Source organism: Paraburkholderia sp. 2C, assembly GCF_054589215.1.
Genome location: NZ_BAAILL010000046.1, coordinates 85,187 through 101,637 on the forward strand (window position 1 = coordinate 85,187; position 16,451 = coordinate 101,637).

At 62.8% G+C, this 16,451-nt stretch carries 14 protein-coding genes and 1 tRNA gene; 7 read left to right on the forward strand and 8 right to left on the reverse strand.

The annotated features are described in order from the left end of the window. Positions 1 to 77: 77 nt before the first annotated feature. Both ACYPXD_RS24055 and mfd read right to left on the reverse strand, forming a co-directional pair. Positions 78 to 1,544, reverse strand: coding sequence for a M20 family metallopeptidase (locus tag ACYPXD_RS24055; RefSeq protein ID WP_459716940.1), 1,467 nt, complete (start codon positions 1,542 to 1,544; stop codon positions 78 to 80). Between the two features lie 7 nt (positions 1,545 to 1,551). Further along, entirely contained in the window at positions 1,552 to 5,094 is a 3,543-nt protein-coding gene (gene mfd, locus ACYPXD_RS24060; protein WP_459716943.1) for a transcription-repair coupling factor, read from the reverse strand. Between the two features lie 187 nt (positions 5,095 to 5,281). Between mfd and ispD the strand changes: the two genes are divergently transcribed. Together ispD and ispF are read left to right on the forward strand one after the other, a co-directional pair. Continuing rightward, positions 5,282 to 6,010, forward strand: a complete 729-nt coding sequence (gene ispD, locus ACYPXD_RS24065) for a 2-C-methyl-D-erythritol 4-phosphate cytidylyltransferase (protein ID WP_459716945.1) — start codon at positions 5,282 to 5,284, stop codon at positions 6,008 to 6,010. A 30-nt stretch (positions 6,011 to 6,040) separates the two neighbouring features. After that, a complete protein-coding gene (ispF, locus tag ACYPXD_RS24070; RefSeq protein WP_459716947.1) occupies positions 6,041 to 6,520 on the forward strand; it encodes a 2-C-methyl-D-erythritol 2,4-cyclodiphosphate synthase in 480 nt (159 codons plus the stop codon). A gap of 201 nt (positions 6,521 to 6,721) precedes the next feature. Here ispF and ACYPXD_RS24075 read toward each other — a convergent pair whose 3' ends face one another. From ACYPXD_RS24075 to ompR, 4 genes are all read right to left on the reverse strand, one after another. Further along, the gene (locus tag ACYPXD_RS24075; protein ID WP_459716949.1) at positions 6,722 to 7,246 is read right to left on the reverse strand and encodes a carboxymuconolactone decarboxylase family protein; all 525 of its coding nucleotides are present in this window, start codon (positions 7,244 to 7,246) and stop codon (positions 6,722 to 6,724) included. Positions 7,247 to 7,322: 76 nt separating this feature from the next. Next, positions 7,323 to 7,871, reverse strand: a complete 549-nt coding sequence (locus ACYPXD_RS24080; RefSeq protein WP_459716951.1) for a peroxiredoxin — start codon at positions 7,869 to 7,871, stop codon at positions 7,323 to 7,325. A gap of 380 nt (positions 7,872 to 8,251) precedes the next feature. Then, on the reverse strand, positions 8,252 to 9,601 hold the full coding sequence (locus ACYPXD_RS24085) for an ATP-binding protein (RefSeq protein WP_459716953.1): 1,350 nt from the start codon (positions 9,599 to 9,601) through the stop codon (positions 8,252 to 8,254). 43 nt (positions 9,602 to 9,644) lie between these two features. Next, a complete protein-coding gene (gene ompR / locus ACYPXD_RS24090) occupies positions 9,645 to 10,379 on the reverse strand; it encodes an osmolarity response regulator transcription factor OmpR (RefSeq protein ID WP_007585880.1) in 735 nt (244 codons plus the stop codon). Positions 10,380 to 10,607: 228 nt separating this feature from the next. On the opposite strand from ompR, the gene ACYPXD_RS24095 reads away from it, so the two are divergent. After that, positions 10,608 to 10,973, forward strand: a complete 366-nt coding sequence (locus ACYPXD_RS24095) for a hypothetical protein (RefSeq protein ID WP_459717066.1) — start codon at positions 10,608 to 10,610, stop codon at positions 10,971 to 10,973. A gap of 90 nt (positions 10,974 to 11,063) precedes the next feature. Further along, the gene (locus ACYPXD_RS24100) at positions 11,064 to 12,119 is read left to right on the forward strand and encodes a DUF1501 domain-containing protein (RefSeq protein ID WP_459716957.1); all 1,056 of its coding nucleotides are present in this window, start codon (positions 11,064 to 11,066) and stop codon (positions 12,117 to 12,119) included. Between the two features lie 122 nt (positions 12,120 to 12,241). Here the strand turns inward: ACYPXD_RS24100 and ACYPXD_RS24105 are convergent. Beyond that, positions 12,242 to 12,328 (reverse strand) — tRNA-Leu (locus ACYPXD_RS24105). A 417-nt stretch (positions 12,329 to 12,745) separates the two neighbouring features. Here ACYPXD_RS24105 and hpnD point away from each other — a divergent pair. Continuing rightward, entirely contained in the window at positions 12,746 to 13,579 is an 834-nt protein-coding gene (gene hpnD / locus ACYPXD_RS24110; protein WP_459716959.1) for a presqualene diphosphate synthase HpnD, read from the forward strand. Between the two features lie 714 nt (positions 13,580 to 14,293). On the opposite strand, the gene ACYPXD_RS24115 is transcribed toward hpnD, so the two are convergent. After that, positions 14,294 to 15,175 (reverse strand): LysR family transcriptional regulator, encoded by an 882-nt coding sequence (locus ACYPXD_RS24115; RefSeq protein ID WP_459716962.1) that lies wholly within the window; start codon positions 15,173 to 15,175, stop codon positions 14,294 to 14,296. A 51-nt stretch (positions 15,176 to 15,226) separates the two neighbouring features. On the opposite strand from ACYPXD_RS24115, the gene ACYPXD_RS24120 reads away from it, so the two are divergent. Both ACYPXD_RS24120 and ACYPXD_RS24125 read left to right on the forward strand, forming a co-directional pair. Continuing rightward, complete coding sequence (locus tag ACYPXD_RS24120) at positions 15,227 to 15,874, forward strand: NADPH-dependent F420 reductase (RefSeq protein ID WP_459716964.1); 648 nt, start codon at positions 15,227 to 15,229, stop codon at positions 15,872 to 15,874. A 53-nt stretch (positions 15,875 to 15,927) separates the two neighbouring features. After that, complete coding sequence (locus ACYPXD_RS24125; RefSeq protein WP_459716966.1) at positions 15,928 to 16,422, forward strand: SRPBCC domain-containing protein; 495 nt, start codon at positions 15,928 to 15,930, stop codon at positions 16,420 to 16,422. Positions 16,423 to 16,451: the final 29 nt, after the last annotated feature.

The window sequence follows — 16,451 nt, forward strand, 5'->3', positions numbered from 1 at the left end:
CTTAAATCGTTTGCGCAATGCAGCATAAAACGCTTATGCGCGCGCTTGCAATTGCATTTGTCTCGCATTGGCAGTAGTTATTGGCGCAATAGCGCGTGTAACGCGTTTTCGTAGATTTGATAGACGGGCGCGATGCTCGCCAGCTCGACGCGCTCATCGTTGGCGTGCAGCTGTTCGCCGCGCGGACCGAAACCGCACAGCGCGGGAATGGACAGCGACGCGAGATAGTTGCCGATATTCGAAGGGCCGGCCACTGCAGATGGCGGCGCTGCGCCGAATATGCGCCGTGCGGCTTTGCACAATTCGTTCAACATCGGATGCGTATCGGACACCCGATAAGCGGGCCAACCGTCGATCCATTCGATGTCCGTCAATAGTTTATTTGCAGGACTGGAGGTATAGGCGATGTCGTGCGCGCGGACCGCATCCTCGATCAGACTGCGCGCGTGCTTTGCGTCGAAGCGGGGTGTGAGCCGGATATCGATCTTGAGTTCGCAGCGATCGGGTACGGCGGTGAAGCCGCCGTCGCCCGCCTCGATGCCGGTCACGGTCACTTGTGCCTGACGGTCAAAAGTCTTGTCGTCGATCTGGGGCAGCGGCATATCGTGCAGCGCATTGGCGAGCGCACCGCCGCGCACCGCCGCGTTGAGGCCGCGCGAACTGCCGCTGCCCGAATGCGCGGCGATGCCGTGCACGACAAGCGTGGCCCGCACAAAGCCGCGTGCGCCGGCCATTATGCGGTCGTGCCCCGGGTAGCCGATCAGCACGCCGTCGGGGCGCGATGTGCCGGCGTGACTGGCTGGTCGGCTTTCTCCGGCCTCTCCGGCTTCTCCGGTCTCTCGATTAGCAGCGCTGTCAAGCTTGCCGGTCGTATCGTTGGGGGTGTCGGCGAACCTGTCAAAGAAGGCCCGCGCGCCGCCGAAACGGCCCGTGTGTTCATCGAGGTCGAGCAGCAGACCGACACGGCCCGCGAATTCCGTCGCGCGTTGTGAAAGCGCTACCAGCAGATGCGCAAACAGCGCAGCGCCTGATTTGCTGTCGGCGGCGCCGCGGCCGTACAACCAGCCATCGACGATATGCGCGCCAAGCGGCGGTTGAGTCCAGACGGTTTCGTCGCCGAAGCCGGCGGTGTCGAGGGTTGCGTTGAGCACATAGAACGGCGCTTTGCTCGATGTGCGTCCGGATGTTTCATCCGATGAATGGGACGGAGCCTGCCCCGGCATGGCGGCGCTTCCACGAACCTCCGCATAGAGACCGAGCGGTTCGCCCCCGGCGCACACGAGGCGGGTGCGCGGCACGGTCGGCGCATGCCGCGCGAACCACTGCTCGATACACTCGAGTATCGGCGTCGCGGGATCGATTCCACCGCGGCTCGGAATGCGCACGAGTTGCGTGAGCAGATCGACGATCGATGCCGTGCGCGCATCAAGCACGTCGGGAACGTCGCGCGCATCGGGCGCGTCCTGCGTGCGTGCGGCGCGTGCAGTTCGAGCCGCGTCGCTCGCGCGCTTTGCGGGGTTGCCGCTGCGGGATGTGTCTGTCATCGCGGCTTCACTGCGCTGTCACACGCTGACCTGTCGCGCCTCTTGCCGGCGCACCGAGCGCGCGCAATGTCTCCTTGACGGTCGCAACGCGTACCGCGAGATCGGGGCTGCGCGTTTCGATGCGCAGCTTGTCCTGTCCGGCAAGCTTGATGTGCTTGTGCTTCTGAACCATTTCGATGATGCGCATCGCGTCGACCGGTGGATTCGGGATGAATTGCAGCGCGATCACTGCTTCACCCGCATCGATTTTCGAAATGCCGAGCGGCCGGGCGGCGAGTCGCAGGCGATGCGTTTCGACGAGCGCATGCGCTTGCGGCGGCATTTTGCCGAAGCGGTCGATCAGTTCTTCCTGAATGCCGTCGATCGAATCGTTGTGTTCGCAATTGGCAAGACGCTTGTACAGCGATAAGCGTTCCTGCACATCGCCGCAGTAATCGGCGGGGAGAATCGCCGGCGCGTGCAGATTGATTTCGGTTGTCGCCGCGAGCGGCGAAGTGAGGTCGGGTTCCTTGCCGTCCTTGAGCGCCTTGACTGCATCGTTGAGCATGTCGGTATAGAGCTGGAAACCGATCTCGTGAATCTCGCCCGACTGCTTGTCGCCGAGCACTTCGCCGGTGCCGCGAATCTCGAGGTCGTGCATCGCGAGGTAGAAGCCCGCGCCGAGTTCTTCCATCTGCTGAATCGCTTCGAGCCGCCGCTGCGCCTGTTTCGTGAGCCCCTGCGGATCGTGCACCAGCAGATAGCTATAGGCCTGGTGATGCGACCGGCCGACGCGGCCGCGCAACTGGTGCAATTGCGCGAGGCCGAACTTGTCGGAGCGGTGAATCAGAATCGTATTGGCGCTCGGCACGTCGATGCCGGTTTCGATGATCGTCGTACATAACAGCACGTTGGCGCGCTGCGCGACGAAATCGCGCATCACGCGTTCGAGTTCGCGCTCGTGCATCTGTCCGTGCGCCACCGCAATGCGCGCTTCGGGCACGAGCGCCTCGAGCATCGCGCGGCGATTCTCGATCGTTTCCACTTCGTTATGCAGAAAGTAAACCTGGCCGCCGCGCTTCAGCTCGCGCAGCATGGCCTCGCGAATCACGCTGTCTTCCTCGCGCCGCACGAAGGTTTTGATGGCCAGCCGCTTTCGCGGCGCCGTGGCGATCACCGAAAAATCGCGCAAGCCTTCGAGCGCCATGCCGAGCGTACGCGGAATCGGCGTCGCGGTTAGCGTGAGCACGTCCACTTCGGCGCGCAATGCCTTGAGCGCTTCCTTCTGGCGCACACCGAACCGATGCTCTTCGTCGATGATGACAAGACCGAGCCGCTTGAACTGCACGTCCGACGAGAGCAGCTTGTGCGTGCCGATTACGATATCGACACTGCCTTCGTTGATCTGCTGGATCGCCGCATTCACTTCCTTGGTGGTTTTGAAGCGCGACAGTTCGGCGATACGCACGGGCCAGTCGGAGAAGCGGTCGCTGAAAGTCTGCGTGTGCTGTTCGGCCAGCAGCGTGGTAGGCGACAGCAGCGCGACCTGTTTGCCGCCCATCACGGCGATAAAGGCGGCGCGCAGCGCGACTTCGGTCTTGCCGAAACCGACGTCGCCGCACACGAGCCGGTCCATCGGCTTGCCGCTCGTCATATCGCCGATCACGGCCGCGATCGCCGCGGCCTGGTCCGGCGTTTCCTCGAAGCCGAAGCTTTCCGCGAACTTTACGTAATCGCGCGGATCGAGCTTGAATGCGTGGCCTTCGCGTGCGGCGCGGCGCGCATACAGATTCAGCAATTCGGCGGCCGTATCGCGGATCTGCTGCGCGGCCTTGCGCTTGGCCTTTTCCCACTGGCCCGAGCCCAACGCATGCAGCGGCGCGCTTTCCGGATCCGCGCCGCTGTAGCGCGAGATCACATGCAACTGGGCGACCGGCACGTAGAGCTTGCTTTCGCCCGCATATTCGAGGTGCAGGAACTCGGTTTCGCCTTCGCCGAGATCCATCGTCACGAGGCCCATGTAGCGGCCGATGCCGTGCTGCGCATGCACGACCGGATCGCCGACCTTGAGCTCGGACAGGTCGCGCACCATCGAGTCGACGTTACTCGCCTGCTCCTGGCGGCGGCGTCCGGCGCGGCGCGCGAGCGGCCCGTACAGCTCGGTTTCGGTGATGATCGCGATGCCTTCGCCCGGCAACGCAAAGCCGCTCGCGAGCGGCGCGACGCCGAGCGCGAAACGCGCGTCGGCGGCGAGCCATGCTTCGAAACTGTCGGCCGAACCGCCGCGCAGATCGTTTTCCGCGAGCAGCTGCGCGATCGTTTCGCGGCGGCCCGCCGATTCGATGGCGAACAGCACGCGGTTCGGCGTCGTGTCGAGATACGCTCGTAGTGCGGTGACGGGGTCTTCCGCGTGACGGTCGATTGCGAGGTTCGGCAGCGGCGCGGCCCAGCCGCCTTCGGCTTTCGCGGGCAGCACGAGGCGCGCGAACGGCTTGGCGAGCGTAAAGAAATCTTCGTCTGACAGAAAGAGCCGCTGCGGCTCGAGAATCGGCCGGTCGCGATCGTGAGAGAGGAAGTTGAAGCGCTGTTTCGTGTCGGCGGTGAAGCGCTTGATCGACGCGTCGAGGTCGCCCGTGAACACCAGATGCGAACCGTCGGGCAGATAGTGGAAGAGGGTGGCGGTGTCCTCGAAAAAGAGCGGCAGGTAGTACTCGATGCCCGCCGACGGCACGCCGTTGCCGATGTCCTTGTAGATCGACGCGCGGCTCGGATCGCCCTCGAACACTTCGCGCCAGCGGCTGCGAAATGCGGTGCGCGACGCTTCGTCGAACGGAAACTCGCGGCCTGGCAGCAAACGCACGTCGCGCACCGGGTAGAGGCTGCGTTGCGTGTCGGGATCGAAGGCGCGGATCGAATCGACCTGATCGTCGAACAGATCGAGCCGGTACGGCAACGGCGAACCCATCGGAAACAGATCGATGAGCGAGCCGCGCACGCAGTATTCGCCGGGGCGCACGACCTGGCTGACGTGCTCGTAGCCGGCCAGGGTGAGCTGCGACTTCAGTTTCGCTTCGTCAAGACGCTCGCCCTGGGCGAACGCGAACGTGTAAGCGGCCATGAAGGACGCCGGCGGCATGCGGTAGAGGGCGGTGGTGGCGGGCACGAGCAGGATGTCGCAGCGACCCTCGCCGAGGTCGTGCAGCGTCGCGAGCCGTTCCGAAACCAGATCCTGGTGCGGTGAAAACGTGTCGTACGGAAGCGTTTCCCAGTCCGGCAGCAGCCGCACGCGCGCGTTCGGCGCGAAGTACGGAATCTCCTGCGACAGGCGCTGCGCATCGACCGCGCTCGCGCAGACCACGGCGAGGAGCGGCAATTGCGGCTTGTACGCGAGGTGATAGCGGGCGATCAGCAGCGCGTCGGCGGAGCCTTGGGTGCCGTCGAACGCGAAACGCTGGCCGGCTTTGACGGGTGCGACAGGAGGCTGCCACTGGGCGGCATATCGCTGGACGGCATTCCCCTGCGGAGAAGTCGGCTGCGGCGGATTCGACGGGGATGCGGCGGTGTCGGGCATAAATGAGGAGGAATGGCCGTTGATAGGGCTGAAACTCGGGCTGAAACTCGGGCAAATTCGGTGCTGGCTTGTGGACAGGCGTCGGCCAAAGCGCGACAGAAACGGCAAGTTTACGCGTGTCGGGACGTGCAAGCGAAGGACCTATTATAAAATCCGACCTTCACTTTGACTTCGCAGCGTCCGTTCTGTGACTCCCCGCCTCTTTGCCCTGATTCCCGGTGCGGGCACCGGCAGCCGTTCCGGCGCGCCGATGCCCAAGCAATACCGAAGCGTCGCCGGACGCGACATGCTGCATTACTCGCTCGCGGCGTTCGACGCGTGCAGCGAGTTTTCGCAGACGCTTGTCGTGCTCGCGCCGAACGACCAGCATTTCGACGCGCGCCGTTTCAGCGGCCTGCGCTTTGCGGTGCGGCGCTGCGGCGGCGCGTCGCGGCAGGCGTCGGTAGTGAACGGGCTGCATGCGCTCGCCGAGTTCGGCGCGCACGATAACGACTGGGTGCTCGTGCACGACGCGGCGCGGCCCGGCATTACGCCCGCGCTGATCCGCTCGCTCGTCGATGCGCTGAAGGACGATGCGATCGGCGGCATCATGGCGCTGCCGGTTGCCGATACGCTCAAGCGCATCGCGCCGGACACCGATACCCGCATCGCGCGCACCGAAGGCCGCGACGGCCTCTGGCAGGCGCAGACGCCACAGATGTTCCGCATCGGCATGCTGCGCGAGGCGATTTTGCGCGCGCAGCAGGACGGCCACGATCTGACCGACGAGGCGAGCGCGATCGAATGGATCGGCCACGCGCCGCGGCTCGTGCAGGGCAGTCTGCGCAACTTCAAGGTCACCTATCCGGAAGACTTCGATCTTGCGGACGCGATCCTGAGTCGGCCGGCTGCCGCGTTCAACGCGGCTTCTTCATAAATACAACGGACCAGGAACAACGGACCCACTATGAATTTCAGAATCGGACAGGGCTACGACGTGCATGCGCTCGTGCCGGGCCGGCCGCTCATCATCGGCGGCGTGACAGTGCCTTACGACCGGGGGCTGCTCGGTCATTCGGATGCGGACGTGCTGCTGCATGCGATTACCGATGCGCTGTTCGGCGCCGCGTCGCTCGGCGACATCGGCCGTCACTTTCCCGACACCGACAAGGAATTCGCCGGCGCCGACAGCCGCGTGCTGCTGCGCGAATGCGCGGCGCGCATCGCGCGCGCGGGCTTCTCGATCGCGAATGTCGACAGCACGGTGATCGCGCAGGCGCCGAAGCTCGCGCCGCATATCGATGCGATGCGTGCGAATATCGCGGCGGATCTGAAGCTGCCGCTCGAACGCGTCAACGTGAAGGCAAAGACCAACGAGAAGCTTGGGTATCTCGGGCGCGGCGAGGGGATCGAGGCGCAGGCCGCGGTGTTGTTGATGCGCGACTGAATGGCGCATGCAAGCGCAAGGGCGGCGCGGGCGCGCAGCTGCGTCTGCAAGCGGCATGCGAAAAGCCGTCGCGAAAAACAGAACGCCACGCAGATCATGCGTGGCGTTTTTGCATGAGCGCGGCGACATCGTGTATCGCCGCGCGCAAGGGTGCGCGTGATTGCCGCGCTGTTTGGTGGACTCCGCTGTTTGGTGGACGCGTTACTTGCCCTCAGCCGCGATTACCAGCGCCGCTGCATTTACCACGGCGGCAATCCGGCCGACGTCGCGCAGCTGCGTGGAGTTCATGCCTTCCTTGAGCAGCGTGTCGAAGTGCGACTTCACGCAGAAGTGGCACTTGCCGATAATCGACGCGGCCAGCGCGTACATTTCGAAGCGGCGCTTGTCGACGCCGCCATGCGACGCATAGGCGTTCATCCGTAGACCGGCCGGCTGCCCCTTCAGGTCCGCGTTGTCCGTCATCTCGACGTACGGATACCAGACGTTGTTCATGCCCATCAGCGCGGCGGCCGTCAGCGCGCCATTGGTTTCTTCGGGCGACAGCACGCCCGCGTTGCGGATCGCGGCGACCAGCACCGCGCTCTTCGATGCAAATGCGGCAGCAAGCGCGACGCCGACTGCGTCATTGCCTTCGAGCGACGAGCGCGCGATCGTGCCGTCGAGGTTCAGGCGGATGTCCTTCGCGTAGTCGGGAACAAGTTCTTTGATCGCGGACAAGAATTCCATAGATATCTCCTATCGAGTTGCCGATAAAAAAGCCCGCCGGCTTTTTCAAGCTTAGCGGGCTTTCAGCTGCAATGGCTTACAGCGTGGCGCCGCCGACTGCGCGGTTGCACGGGCACAGTTCGTCCGTTTGCAGGCCGTCCAGAATACGCAGGATTTCCGCCGGGCTGCGACCGACGTTCAGGTTGTTGACCGACACGTGCTGGATCGTGTTGTCCGGATCGACGATGAACGTGGCACGCAGCGCGACGCCGGCTTCGCGGTCGCGCACGCCGAGCTGGTCGACCAGCTCGCCCTTGACGTCGCCGAACGAGTAGTGGTTCAGCTTGTCGAGGTCCTTGTGCGCCTGGCGCCATGCGAGCTTCACGAATTCGTTATCGGTGCTGCCGCCGAGCAGAACGGCGTCACGTTCTTCGAAATCCTTGCTGAGCTTGGCGAATTCGACGATTTCGGTCGGGCAGACGAACGTGAAGTCCTTCGGATAGAAGTACACGATTTTCCACTTGCCCGGGAACGACTGTTCGGTGATTTCTTCGAACGCCGACACGCCGTTCTCTTCGTGGTGGTTAAAGCCAGGCTTCGCAGCGGTGACGGTGAAAGCTTCGAGTTTATCGCCGATGGTTTTCATGCAGACACTCCTATGTGAAAGTGGCAAACGGTCAAGAGCCGGTCAAAAGCGGGTCATTCAAAACGGGGTTGCCGAACAGCGTCAACGCCCAGATAAAACGGATCAGATATTGCCGAGCGCCTTGGCTCGCTGCAGCCCTACGATGCGCTGCACAAACAAGACTATAACTCTATTGCAATTTGTGGTCAATAGTTTTTCACTAACGGATTGGATAGATTTTCTTCAAGGCACCGATAGTGTGCAGCCCTCCAGATTGTTTCGGTTTCAATCCGAGGTAATCTTGTTTTTATATGGGGGCGAAACGGAGAAAACGCAGAAACTTCCGATTAATCAGAGGAAACGCCTGCATCTGCCGAAAAACCTGCCGCTTCTGGCGAAGCTCAACCGCTCTTCGCGAGCGGAAACTCGATTGTCACCTCGAGGCCCGGACCCGGCGTCCGGTTGCGCAGCCGCAGCGCGCCGCGATACCGGCCGACCAGTCGCTGCACGATCGCCATGCCGAGGCCGGTACCGTTTGCCTGCGTGCGTGCCGAATTGACACGGTAAAACGGTCGTGTGACAAGCGCGAGTTGGTCTTCCGGAATGCCCGGACCTTCGTCGACGACGGACAACTCGACGCGCGAATGCGACACGCGCGTTTCGAGCATCACGTGCGGAATGCCGTCCTCTTCGCTCAGGCCATACTTGCGCGCGTTCTCGATCAGATTGCCGACGACGCGCCGGATATCCGTTTCGTCCGCTTCAATGACGGCGGAGGGCGCGAGGCGCGTGATCAGCCGGATCCCATCTTCGGTCGACATGCGCGCCGCGAGTTCTCCCGCGATCACCGACAGATCGACCGGCTCGGGCATGCGCTGCACCGGGCGGGCGTAGTCGAGGAAGCGCCCGATGATCATATCCATCTGCTCGATGTCGTCGATCATCGCGTCTTTGGTGGTCTGATCGGACGGGCTCATTTCCGTCTCGAGTCTTAGGCGGGCAAGCGGCGTGCGCAGGTCGTGAGAAATGCCGGCGAGCATCAGCGCGCGATCCGCTTCGAGCTGTTCGAGATCGCGCACCATCTGGTTGAAGCTTCGATTCGTTTCGGCCGCGACGCCGAGGCCGCGTTCGGGCAACTGCTCCGGCGATTGCCCGGAACCGACCCTGCGCGCCGCCATCGCGAGGCGCGCGAACGGCCGGTTGACAAGGCTCGTGATAAAGGCCGCGCCGAATAGCGACAGCGCGAGCGCGAATATGCCCCAGCCGGCCCATTGCAGACCGGTCACGTTATCGAGCTGATCGCGATCGAGCGCGACCCAGTAATCGTCGTCGTCGATCTTGAAGCTGATCCACACGCCCGGTATGTCGTTCACCGACTGCGCGATGATCGTGTCGTCGCCAAGACGCCCGCGGATGTCGTGCTCGATGAGGCGGTTCAGCGATTCATCGGGCTGCAGCTTGTACTTGTCGGTGGTCTCGCGCGGGTAGACGCGCACGCCTTCGTTGCTCTCGAGGTCTTGCAGCAGCGCGCGGCGAAGATCGGGATCGGAATAGAGCAGGGCGGTGCGCGTGAGCTTCACGATCGCGACGAGCTGCAGCGCGACGCGCTGCGCGCGCGGCTCGCGCTCGATCACGCGAAAGCTCTGGAACCATGCGGCAAGACTGACCGCGATCAACAGCGCGATCAGCAGAAACGTCCGCCAGAAGAGGCCGCCGAACGCGAGCGTCAGGAGGCGCCGGTCGATCCGCATGCGGCCTTCTTATCGAAGAACAGACTCCACGCAGCGCGCAAATTCAGGCTGCGCCGTCAGGAATGAACACGTATCCGAGACCCCAGACGGTCTGGATAAAGCGGGGACTGCCGGGATCGGGTTCGATCAGCTTGCGCAGACGCGAAATCTGCACGTCGAGACTGCGATCGAAGACTTCGTATTCGCGGCCCCGTGCGAGCTCCATCAGCTTTTCGCGCGACAGCGGCTGACGCGGGTGGCGGGCGAACACCTTCAATACCGAGAACTCGCCAGTGGTAAGCGGAATTTCCTGGCCGGCCTTCGTCAGCGTGCGCGTGGCGAGATTCAGCGCGAACTCGCCGAACTCGAACACTTCGGATGTTTCGGATGGCGCGCCCGGCAGCTCGGAAGGCGACTGCCGCCGCAGCACCGCGTGAATGCGCGCAACCAGTTCGCGTGGGTTGAACGGTTTCGGCAGATAATCGTCGGCGCCCATTTCGAGGCCGACGATGCGGTCGACGTCTTCGCCTTTCGCCGTCAGCATGATGATCGGCGTGCGGTCGTTGCTGCCGCGCAGACGGCGGCAGATGGAGAGCCCGTCCTCGCCGGGCAGCATCAGGTCGAGCACGAGCAGATCGAAGCGCTCGCGAACCCAAAGCTTGTTCATCGACGGCGCGTTTTCTGCGACATATACGTTAAAGCCCTGCTCGCCGAGGTAGCGGCGCAGTAGATCGCGCAAGCGCGGGTCGTCGTCGACGACGAGGATTTTCGAAGGGTTTTTGGTTTCCATGGTCGGCATCTTAGCGCGATTAGAAAGGGGAACGCGTTTGAGGCATTTATCGAGTAACAGTCAGTTACAAAATTTACCCGGCCTGTGGCACGGCGTAAAGCGGGCGCGCTTACACTCCTTTACTGTTTGCGCCTGTTCGGTAGATACTTCACAAGACCAAAACTTTCGCGCCCGGTTTTTGCCGGAATCACCATACGCATCTGAGGTAGCCGGTTGCTGCGTCACGAAGGGAACAAGATGAAGGGAGGGGTTTGGCCGAACGTGCGCCTGAGCGTGATCGCGCTGGCAGCAGCGACCACGTTCGCGGCCGCGTTGAGCCCGCCTGCCTTCGCCGATCCTCCGCCTCTCGCCGACCGCGCCGCTCCTCCTCATCCCGCTTCACGTTCTGATCGTTCCGATCGTCCCGATACGCATCCCCGTTCACGGGCGTCCCGCTCCCAGCGCAAACAGCCCGAAGAAACACCGGCTTCCGATCCGATCGTGCGCACGGCTGTGCCGCCGGATCTCGATCAACGCCGCCGCGACGGGCATATGACGCCGGAAGAACGGCGGCTATTGCGGCAGCATATCGAAGACGCGGTACGTGAGTTGTATAAGCGTTAAGCGTATTTCTTAAGCAAGGCTCGTGTATCCGCGGTGGTCTGTTTGCCCGTTGGCGAGCCCTGCCTTATCGATAACGGAGCGAGACACGGCATGAAGCGACGCGAGTTTCTGTCGACTGCGGCCGCTGCTGCCGCAGCGTTTTCGCTACCTCATCGGTCGTCCGGCGCTACGCTGGCCGGTGCTGGAAACGTTGCCGCGGGCGGCTCCAGCGTGCTGGCGAACAGTGTTGTGGCGTCCGCGGCACGCGAGCGCAAACTGCTTGTTCTCATCGAACTCAAAGGCGGCAACGACGGGCTCAATACCGTCGTGCCTTATGCCGACCCGCTTTACTACCGGCTGCGTCCACGTGTCGCGGTGAGTCGCGATGCGGTGCTGCCGATCAGCGAGCGCGCGGCGCTCCATCCCGCGCTCGATCCGTTGATGCCGCTCTGGCAAAGCGGTCAACTCGCGATCGTGCAAGGGCTCGGCTATCCGCAATTCAATCTGTCGCACTTTCGCGCAACCGAGATCTGGGACACGGCGTCGGATGCGCAGCGGTATCTGCGCGATGGGTGGGTTGCGCGCGCGTTTGCGCAAAGCGATACGGGCGGGATGATGCGCGGCGCGGGTCTCGTGGTCGGTAGTGCGGAGCACGGGCCGCTCGCCGGTGGCGCGTGTGCCGTCACAACGTCGATGCCAGCGTCGATGGGAGCGGTGCTAGGCGCGCCACGCATGCTCGACTACGCGGTCATCCGGATCACGCTGAACGGCTTCGATACACACTTCAATCAGCGTGAACGGCATGCAGCGCTGCTCGCGCAGTTCGCGCAAGGCATCGATGCGTTGCATGCGGCACGGCTCGAACGCGGCCTTTGGGACGACACGCTTGTCGTGAGCTATTCGGAGTTCGGCCGCCGGCCTCGTGAAAACGAGAGCGGTGGTACCGGGCACGGCAGCAGCGCGCCGCACTTCGTCATCGGCGGCCGGGTGCGCGGCGGTCTGTATGGCGCGCCGCCGTCGCTGTCGCGACTCGACGGCAATGGCAATTTGCCTATGGCGGTCGATTTCAGGTGTCTGTATGCGACCGTGCTCCGGTCATGGTGGCGATGCGATGCGGCCGCGGTGCTCGAGCGGCGCTTCGAGCCGCTGCCCTTGCTGCGCGCATAGCAAGCGGGTAACTGACGGACACCTAGCGGGACAACCACGGGACAACTAGCGGGGCAACCAGCGGGACAACTACAGGGGCCCCCGGGCCGATGGGCGAAGCCCATCGGTTTTCATGCGCTTTCTGGTGCGAGGAGCGGGACTCGAACCCGCACACCCTTGCGGGCGTCAGGACCTAAACCTGGTGCGTCTACCAATTTCGCCATCCTCGCCGCCGGGCGCATAGCGCCCGATGTTCTGTCGTCTCGACAGACGCCGGTGCGTATTGCTGCGTATTGCTACGTGTCGCTGCGTATTGCTACGTGTCGCTACGTGTCGCTTTTTGCTGCTTTTTACGCGTTGTTATCGCTGGGGTTCCGCGACATCTTGTACCGACACGGCATGGTCGAAAGCGTGAGCGCGAGATTCTACCCGAACCACATGCGCTTGTCTGCAGCCGACCATCGACTGCAATGCTACAATTTTCGACTCGCCGAAAGAAGCGACGCGGCGCCGAGGCGCATGCGCTGTCTCAACCGAACTGTCTCAACCGCACTGTCCCAACCGATGTCTTGCGTCCGGTTCAGTACGGGTCGGTACGCTTCGGTACGGTGCGCCACGTTACCCCATACCCCAATACCGCCTATCCCGTGAATTTCGACGACTATTGCCAGCAGAAAGCAGCGCCGCCCGGGTCGAGCATCTACTACGCGCTCAGGCAAGCACCGGTCGCGCGGCAGCCGCTGCTCACTGCGCTGTTCGCGTTGCGTCGTGAATTCGAAGAAACGGTAAAGGAAACCAGCGATCCGACTGTCGGCCGCACGAAGCTTGCGTGGTGGCACAAGGAAGCCGCGGCGCTTGCGGCCGGCGAGCCGTCGCATCCGGTGTCAAAGGCGCTGGCCGCGCACTGGCCGAATGTCCATACCGAGTACCCCGCGTTGCAGACGCTGCTTGCCGGCTTCGAGATGGATCTCGATCAGGCCCGCTACCTCGATTACCCGAATCTGCGCCGCTATGTCGATAGCGTCGGCGGCACGTTTGCGTCAGTCGTCGCGCGCGCGACCGCGAAAGATCCGCAGGCGGCGGCAAACTGGGCGGCGCCGCTCGGGCAGGCATTGATGCTCGCGCAGTTCGTCGTCGAGTTGGGCAACGATGCGCGTCATGGCCGCATTTATATTCCGATTGATGAGATGCAGCGTTTCAACGTGACGGCCGCGGACCTGATCAACCGCCGCTATAGCGACGCGTTCACGGACCTGATGCGCTTTCAGACCACGCGCGCGCGCGACGCGATCGATACCGCGCTTGCCGCGCTGCCCGGCGCCGAGCGCCGCACGCAGCGCACGCTGCGCGCGCTCGCGGCGCTGGCGCTCGCGCTGCTCGATGAAATCGAGCGCGACGGGTATCACGTGCTGCATCAGCGCATCGCGTTGACCCCGATCCGCAAGCTCTGGGTCGCGTGGCGTGCGGCGCGGCGTGCCTGAGCGGCGTGCGAGCGCCTGGTGGGGTCACGCGGGATCGGTAGTAACCGGTCGGTAACCGGTCACCGGACTTCGGGTCGCAGAATCGAGGCGCAGCGTTCCTGGCGCGTGACGCGGTTGCGTGCGGACCTGAGCCAACAAAAAATGTCCGCTGTCAAGTGCGTGTTGCAATCGAACGGCGGTCTGAAAGGTCTTGTGGGGCAACAGGTTAAGCCGGATTTCGACCGCTGCACACTTTTGCTGCTTATCGAGCTAGGTGCCATGTAGGCGCCTAGCGGCGGTAAGCCCAAGGACACATCAGCAGGTAAGGTCGCACCGCCATCATAACTTCGACTTGCCATCCCAACCGCCAGAAACGAAAGCGCGGCCCGTGGGCCGCGCTTTCGTCGTTAAGCAATTGTGCATCATCAAGGCTGCTTCGGCGGCACCGCCTTGGCCGTCGCTCCTTTCCTGAATCCTCGATCCCCTGCAATGAAAAATGTCCGCTGTCAAGCCTTCGTTGAGTCGGCTTGGCAGCGAGAAAGACCATGAAGCGCAATGGAATTGCCCGCATCGGGACACTATCGACTCCTAACGCTTCATCGTGCCAAGGGTCACATAGACGCATTGCGACAGTAATACGCAGCGAAAACAGGCGGGCAGCAGGACGATACCTATATCGAGCGACGCCAAGCAGCGAATCGTGCCGGCACTGATTGCGCGTGAGGCGCCCGCTGACTAGATTCGTTTCGAGAGAGCCGATGCAAGAAAATCCGTCGTGCGGCGCACGCGGGTTGGCACGAACCGACGTTTTGGCCAAACAAGGCTGACATCGCGTGGTTCGTTCATGAATTCATCGAGCACGGTGATTACATCCGAATGTTGGAACTCACCAACCAGCGAAGCGCGATGGAACAGGCCAATGCCTATACCCGCCATCACACCAGCCAAGATCGTTTCAGCACTATTGGAGGAGAGCGTGCCGCGTACCGGTACGCTGAAACGACCGTCTTCCCCGGTGAACGGCCACTCTGCCATCTCGCCGTAAATCAAGCAGTTGTGGTCGGCCAGATCGGCGGGCGTCTTCGGGATGCCATGTTGCTCGAAGTAACTGCGGGAACCAGCACACACGAGTGCCGTGCCCGCCACGCGACGTACCACGGAATCCGGATCATTGACTTGGCTGACGCGAATTGCCAGATCGATCCGGTCTTCCGCCATGTCGCGCAACGCATCGGATAACACCAGATCGATGCGCAAGCCGGGATGCAGCGACAGCAATTCGGGAATCAGCGGCAACACGTGCAAGCGCCCGAATGTTGAAGGTGCGGCAATCCGGACCAGGCCGGACACGTCCTGCACGCTGCTCGTCAATTCGCCATCGGCCACCTGGATTTCGTCGAGCAGCGGCTTGGTTCGTTCGTAGTATTTCTGCCCTTGGTCGGTCAGCGTCACCTTGCGCGTGCTGCGATGGAGCAGCGCCACGCCAAGGCGCTTCTCCAGCGCGTTCACGGCCTTGCTGATCGCCGATTGCGAATCGCCGGTCTTGCGTGCCGCCGCGGAAAAGCCGCCAGTCTCGACCACGGCGATGAAAGCGTTCAATTCCTGGAATCTATCCATTCTTATTTGGAATAGGTTTTATGAAAAACATACGTATTATCGTTCAATTAAATGGCAATTACCATTCTCCCCACGCAAACATCCGTGCAGGAGAAATCCATGTCGTACGCAATCATCGGTTTCGGCGCCGTGGGGCAAGCCCTCGCCCACGCCTTCGCCCGCAACAACATCGAAGTGGCCGTCGCCAGCCGGCGCGCACCCGAAGCATTGGCATCGCGAGCACGCGCAATCGGCTCGACCGCTATCCCCAAGACGTTGCAGGAAGCTTTACAGGCAGACGTCATCTTTCTCGCCGTGCCGTTCGGGGAGCACGCGACCGTCGCCAAGTCGCTGGCGAATTGGCAAGGCAAGACGATCATCGACGCGACCAACGCGTACGGCGTACCTGTCGAAGAACTCAGCGGCTTGCCGTCTTCCAGCGTCATCGCCAAGGCATTTGCCGGCGCGAAGTTCGTGAAGGGCTTCAACCATCTGCCCGCCGGCTTGTTGGCGGCTGACCCGAATGTCGATGGCGGTCGCCGTGTCGTGTTCCTCGCCAGCGACGACGACAACGCGGTGCCTCAAGTCGCCACCCTAGCCGAGCGCTTGGGCTTCGCACCGGTCTGGCTGGGCAAGCTCGCTGAAGGTGGTGCGCTCGTGCAGGCGCGCGGCCGCAGTTGGGCGCCGTTGATCTTCCAGGATCTCGTCAAGCCCAGCTGAAACAACACGCGCATCCACCGCACTCCATCACGCAAAACATCCCGAGAAAATCCATGTACGAAGCCATCAAGTGGCCCGAGGCAATGAAGCCAAGCCGCTCACCGATCCATTTCACCAACGAGCTGGAAGTTGCCGCTTCGGTCGAGACGATCTGGGAGCTGCTCACCGATCCCGCCGCATGGCCGGGCTTCTATCCCGGTGTGCAGCACGTGCAGTTGCTCGACGGGCACACGCGCTTCGGCCGTGGCACGCGCTTCGAGACCAATCTGGCCGGACAAGATGTGTTCGCCTCGGTGCAGGAATTCGAGCCGATGACGCGCATCGCCTGGGGCGGCTATCCGAAGATAGCCGAGCATTCCAGGGCCTATCACGCCTGGATCATCATGCCCACCGCCAACGGCTGCCACCTGTGGACGGAAGAGACGATGCAAGGCCCGCATTGGCTCGAACTGGCCAAGCAGGCGCCAGACATTTTCTGGCTCACCCACGAAAAGCTGCTCAAGGATCTGGCCGCCGTCGCGGTCGCCCGCGAAAGGTCACGCGCCTGAGCCTTCCAAATACATCAGGGATTACGAAC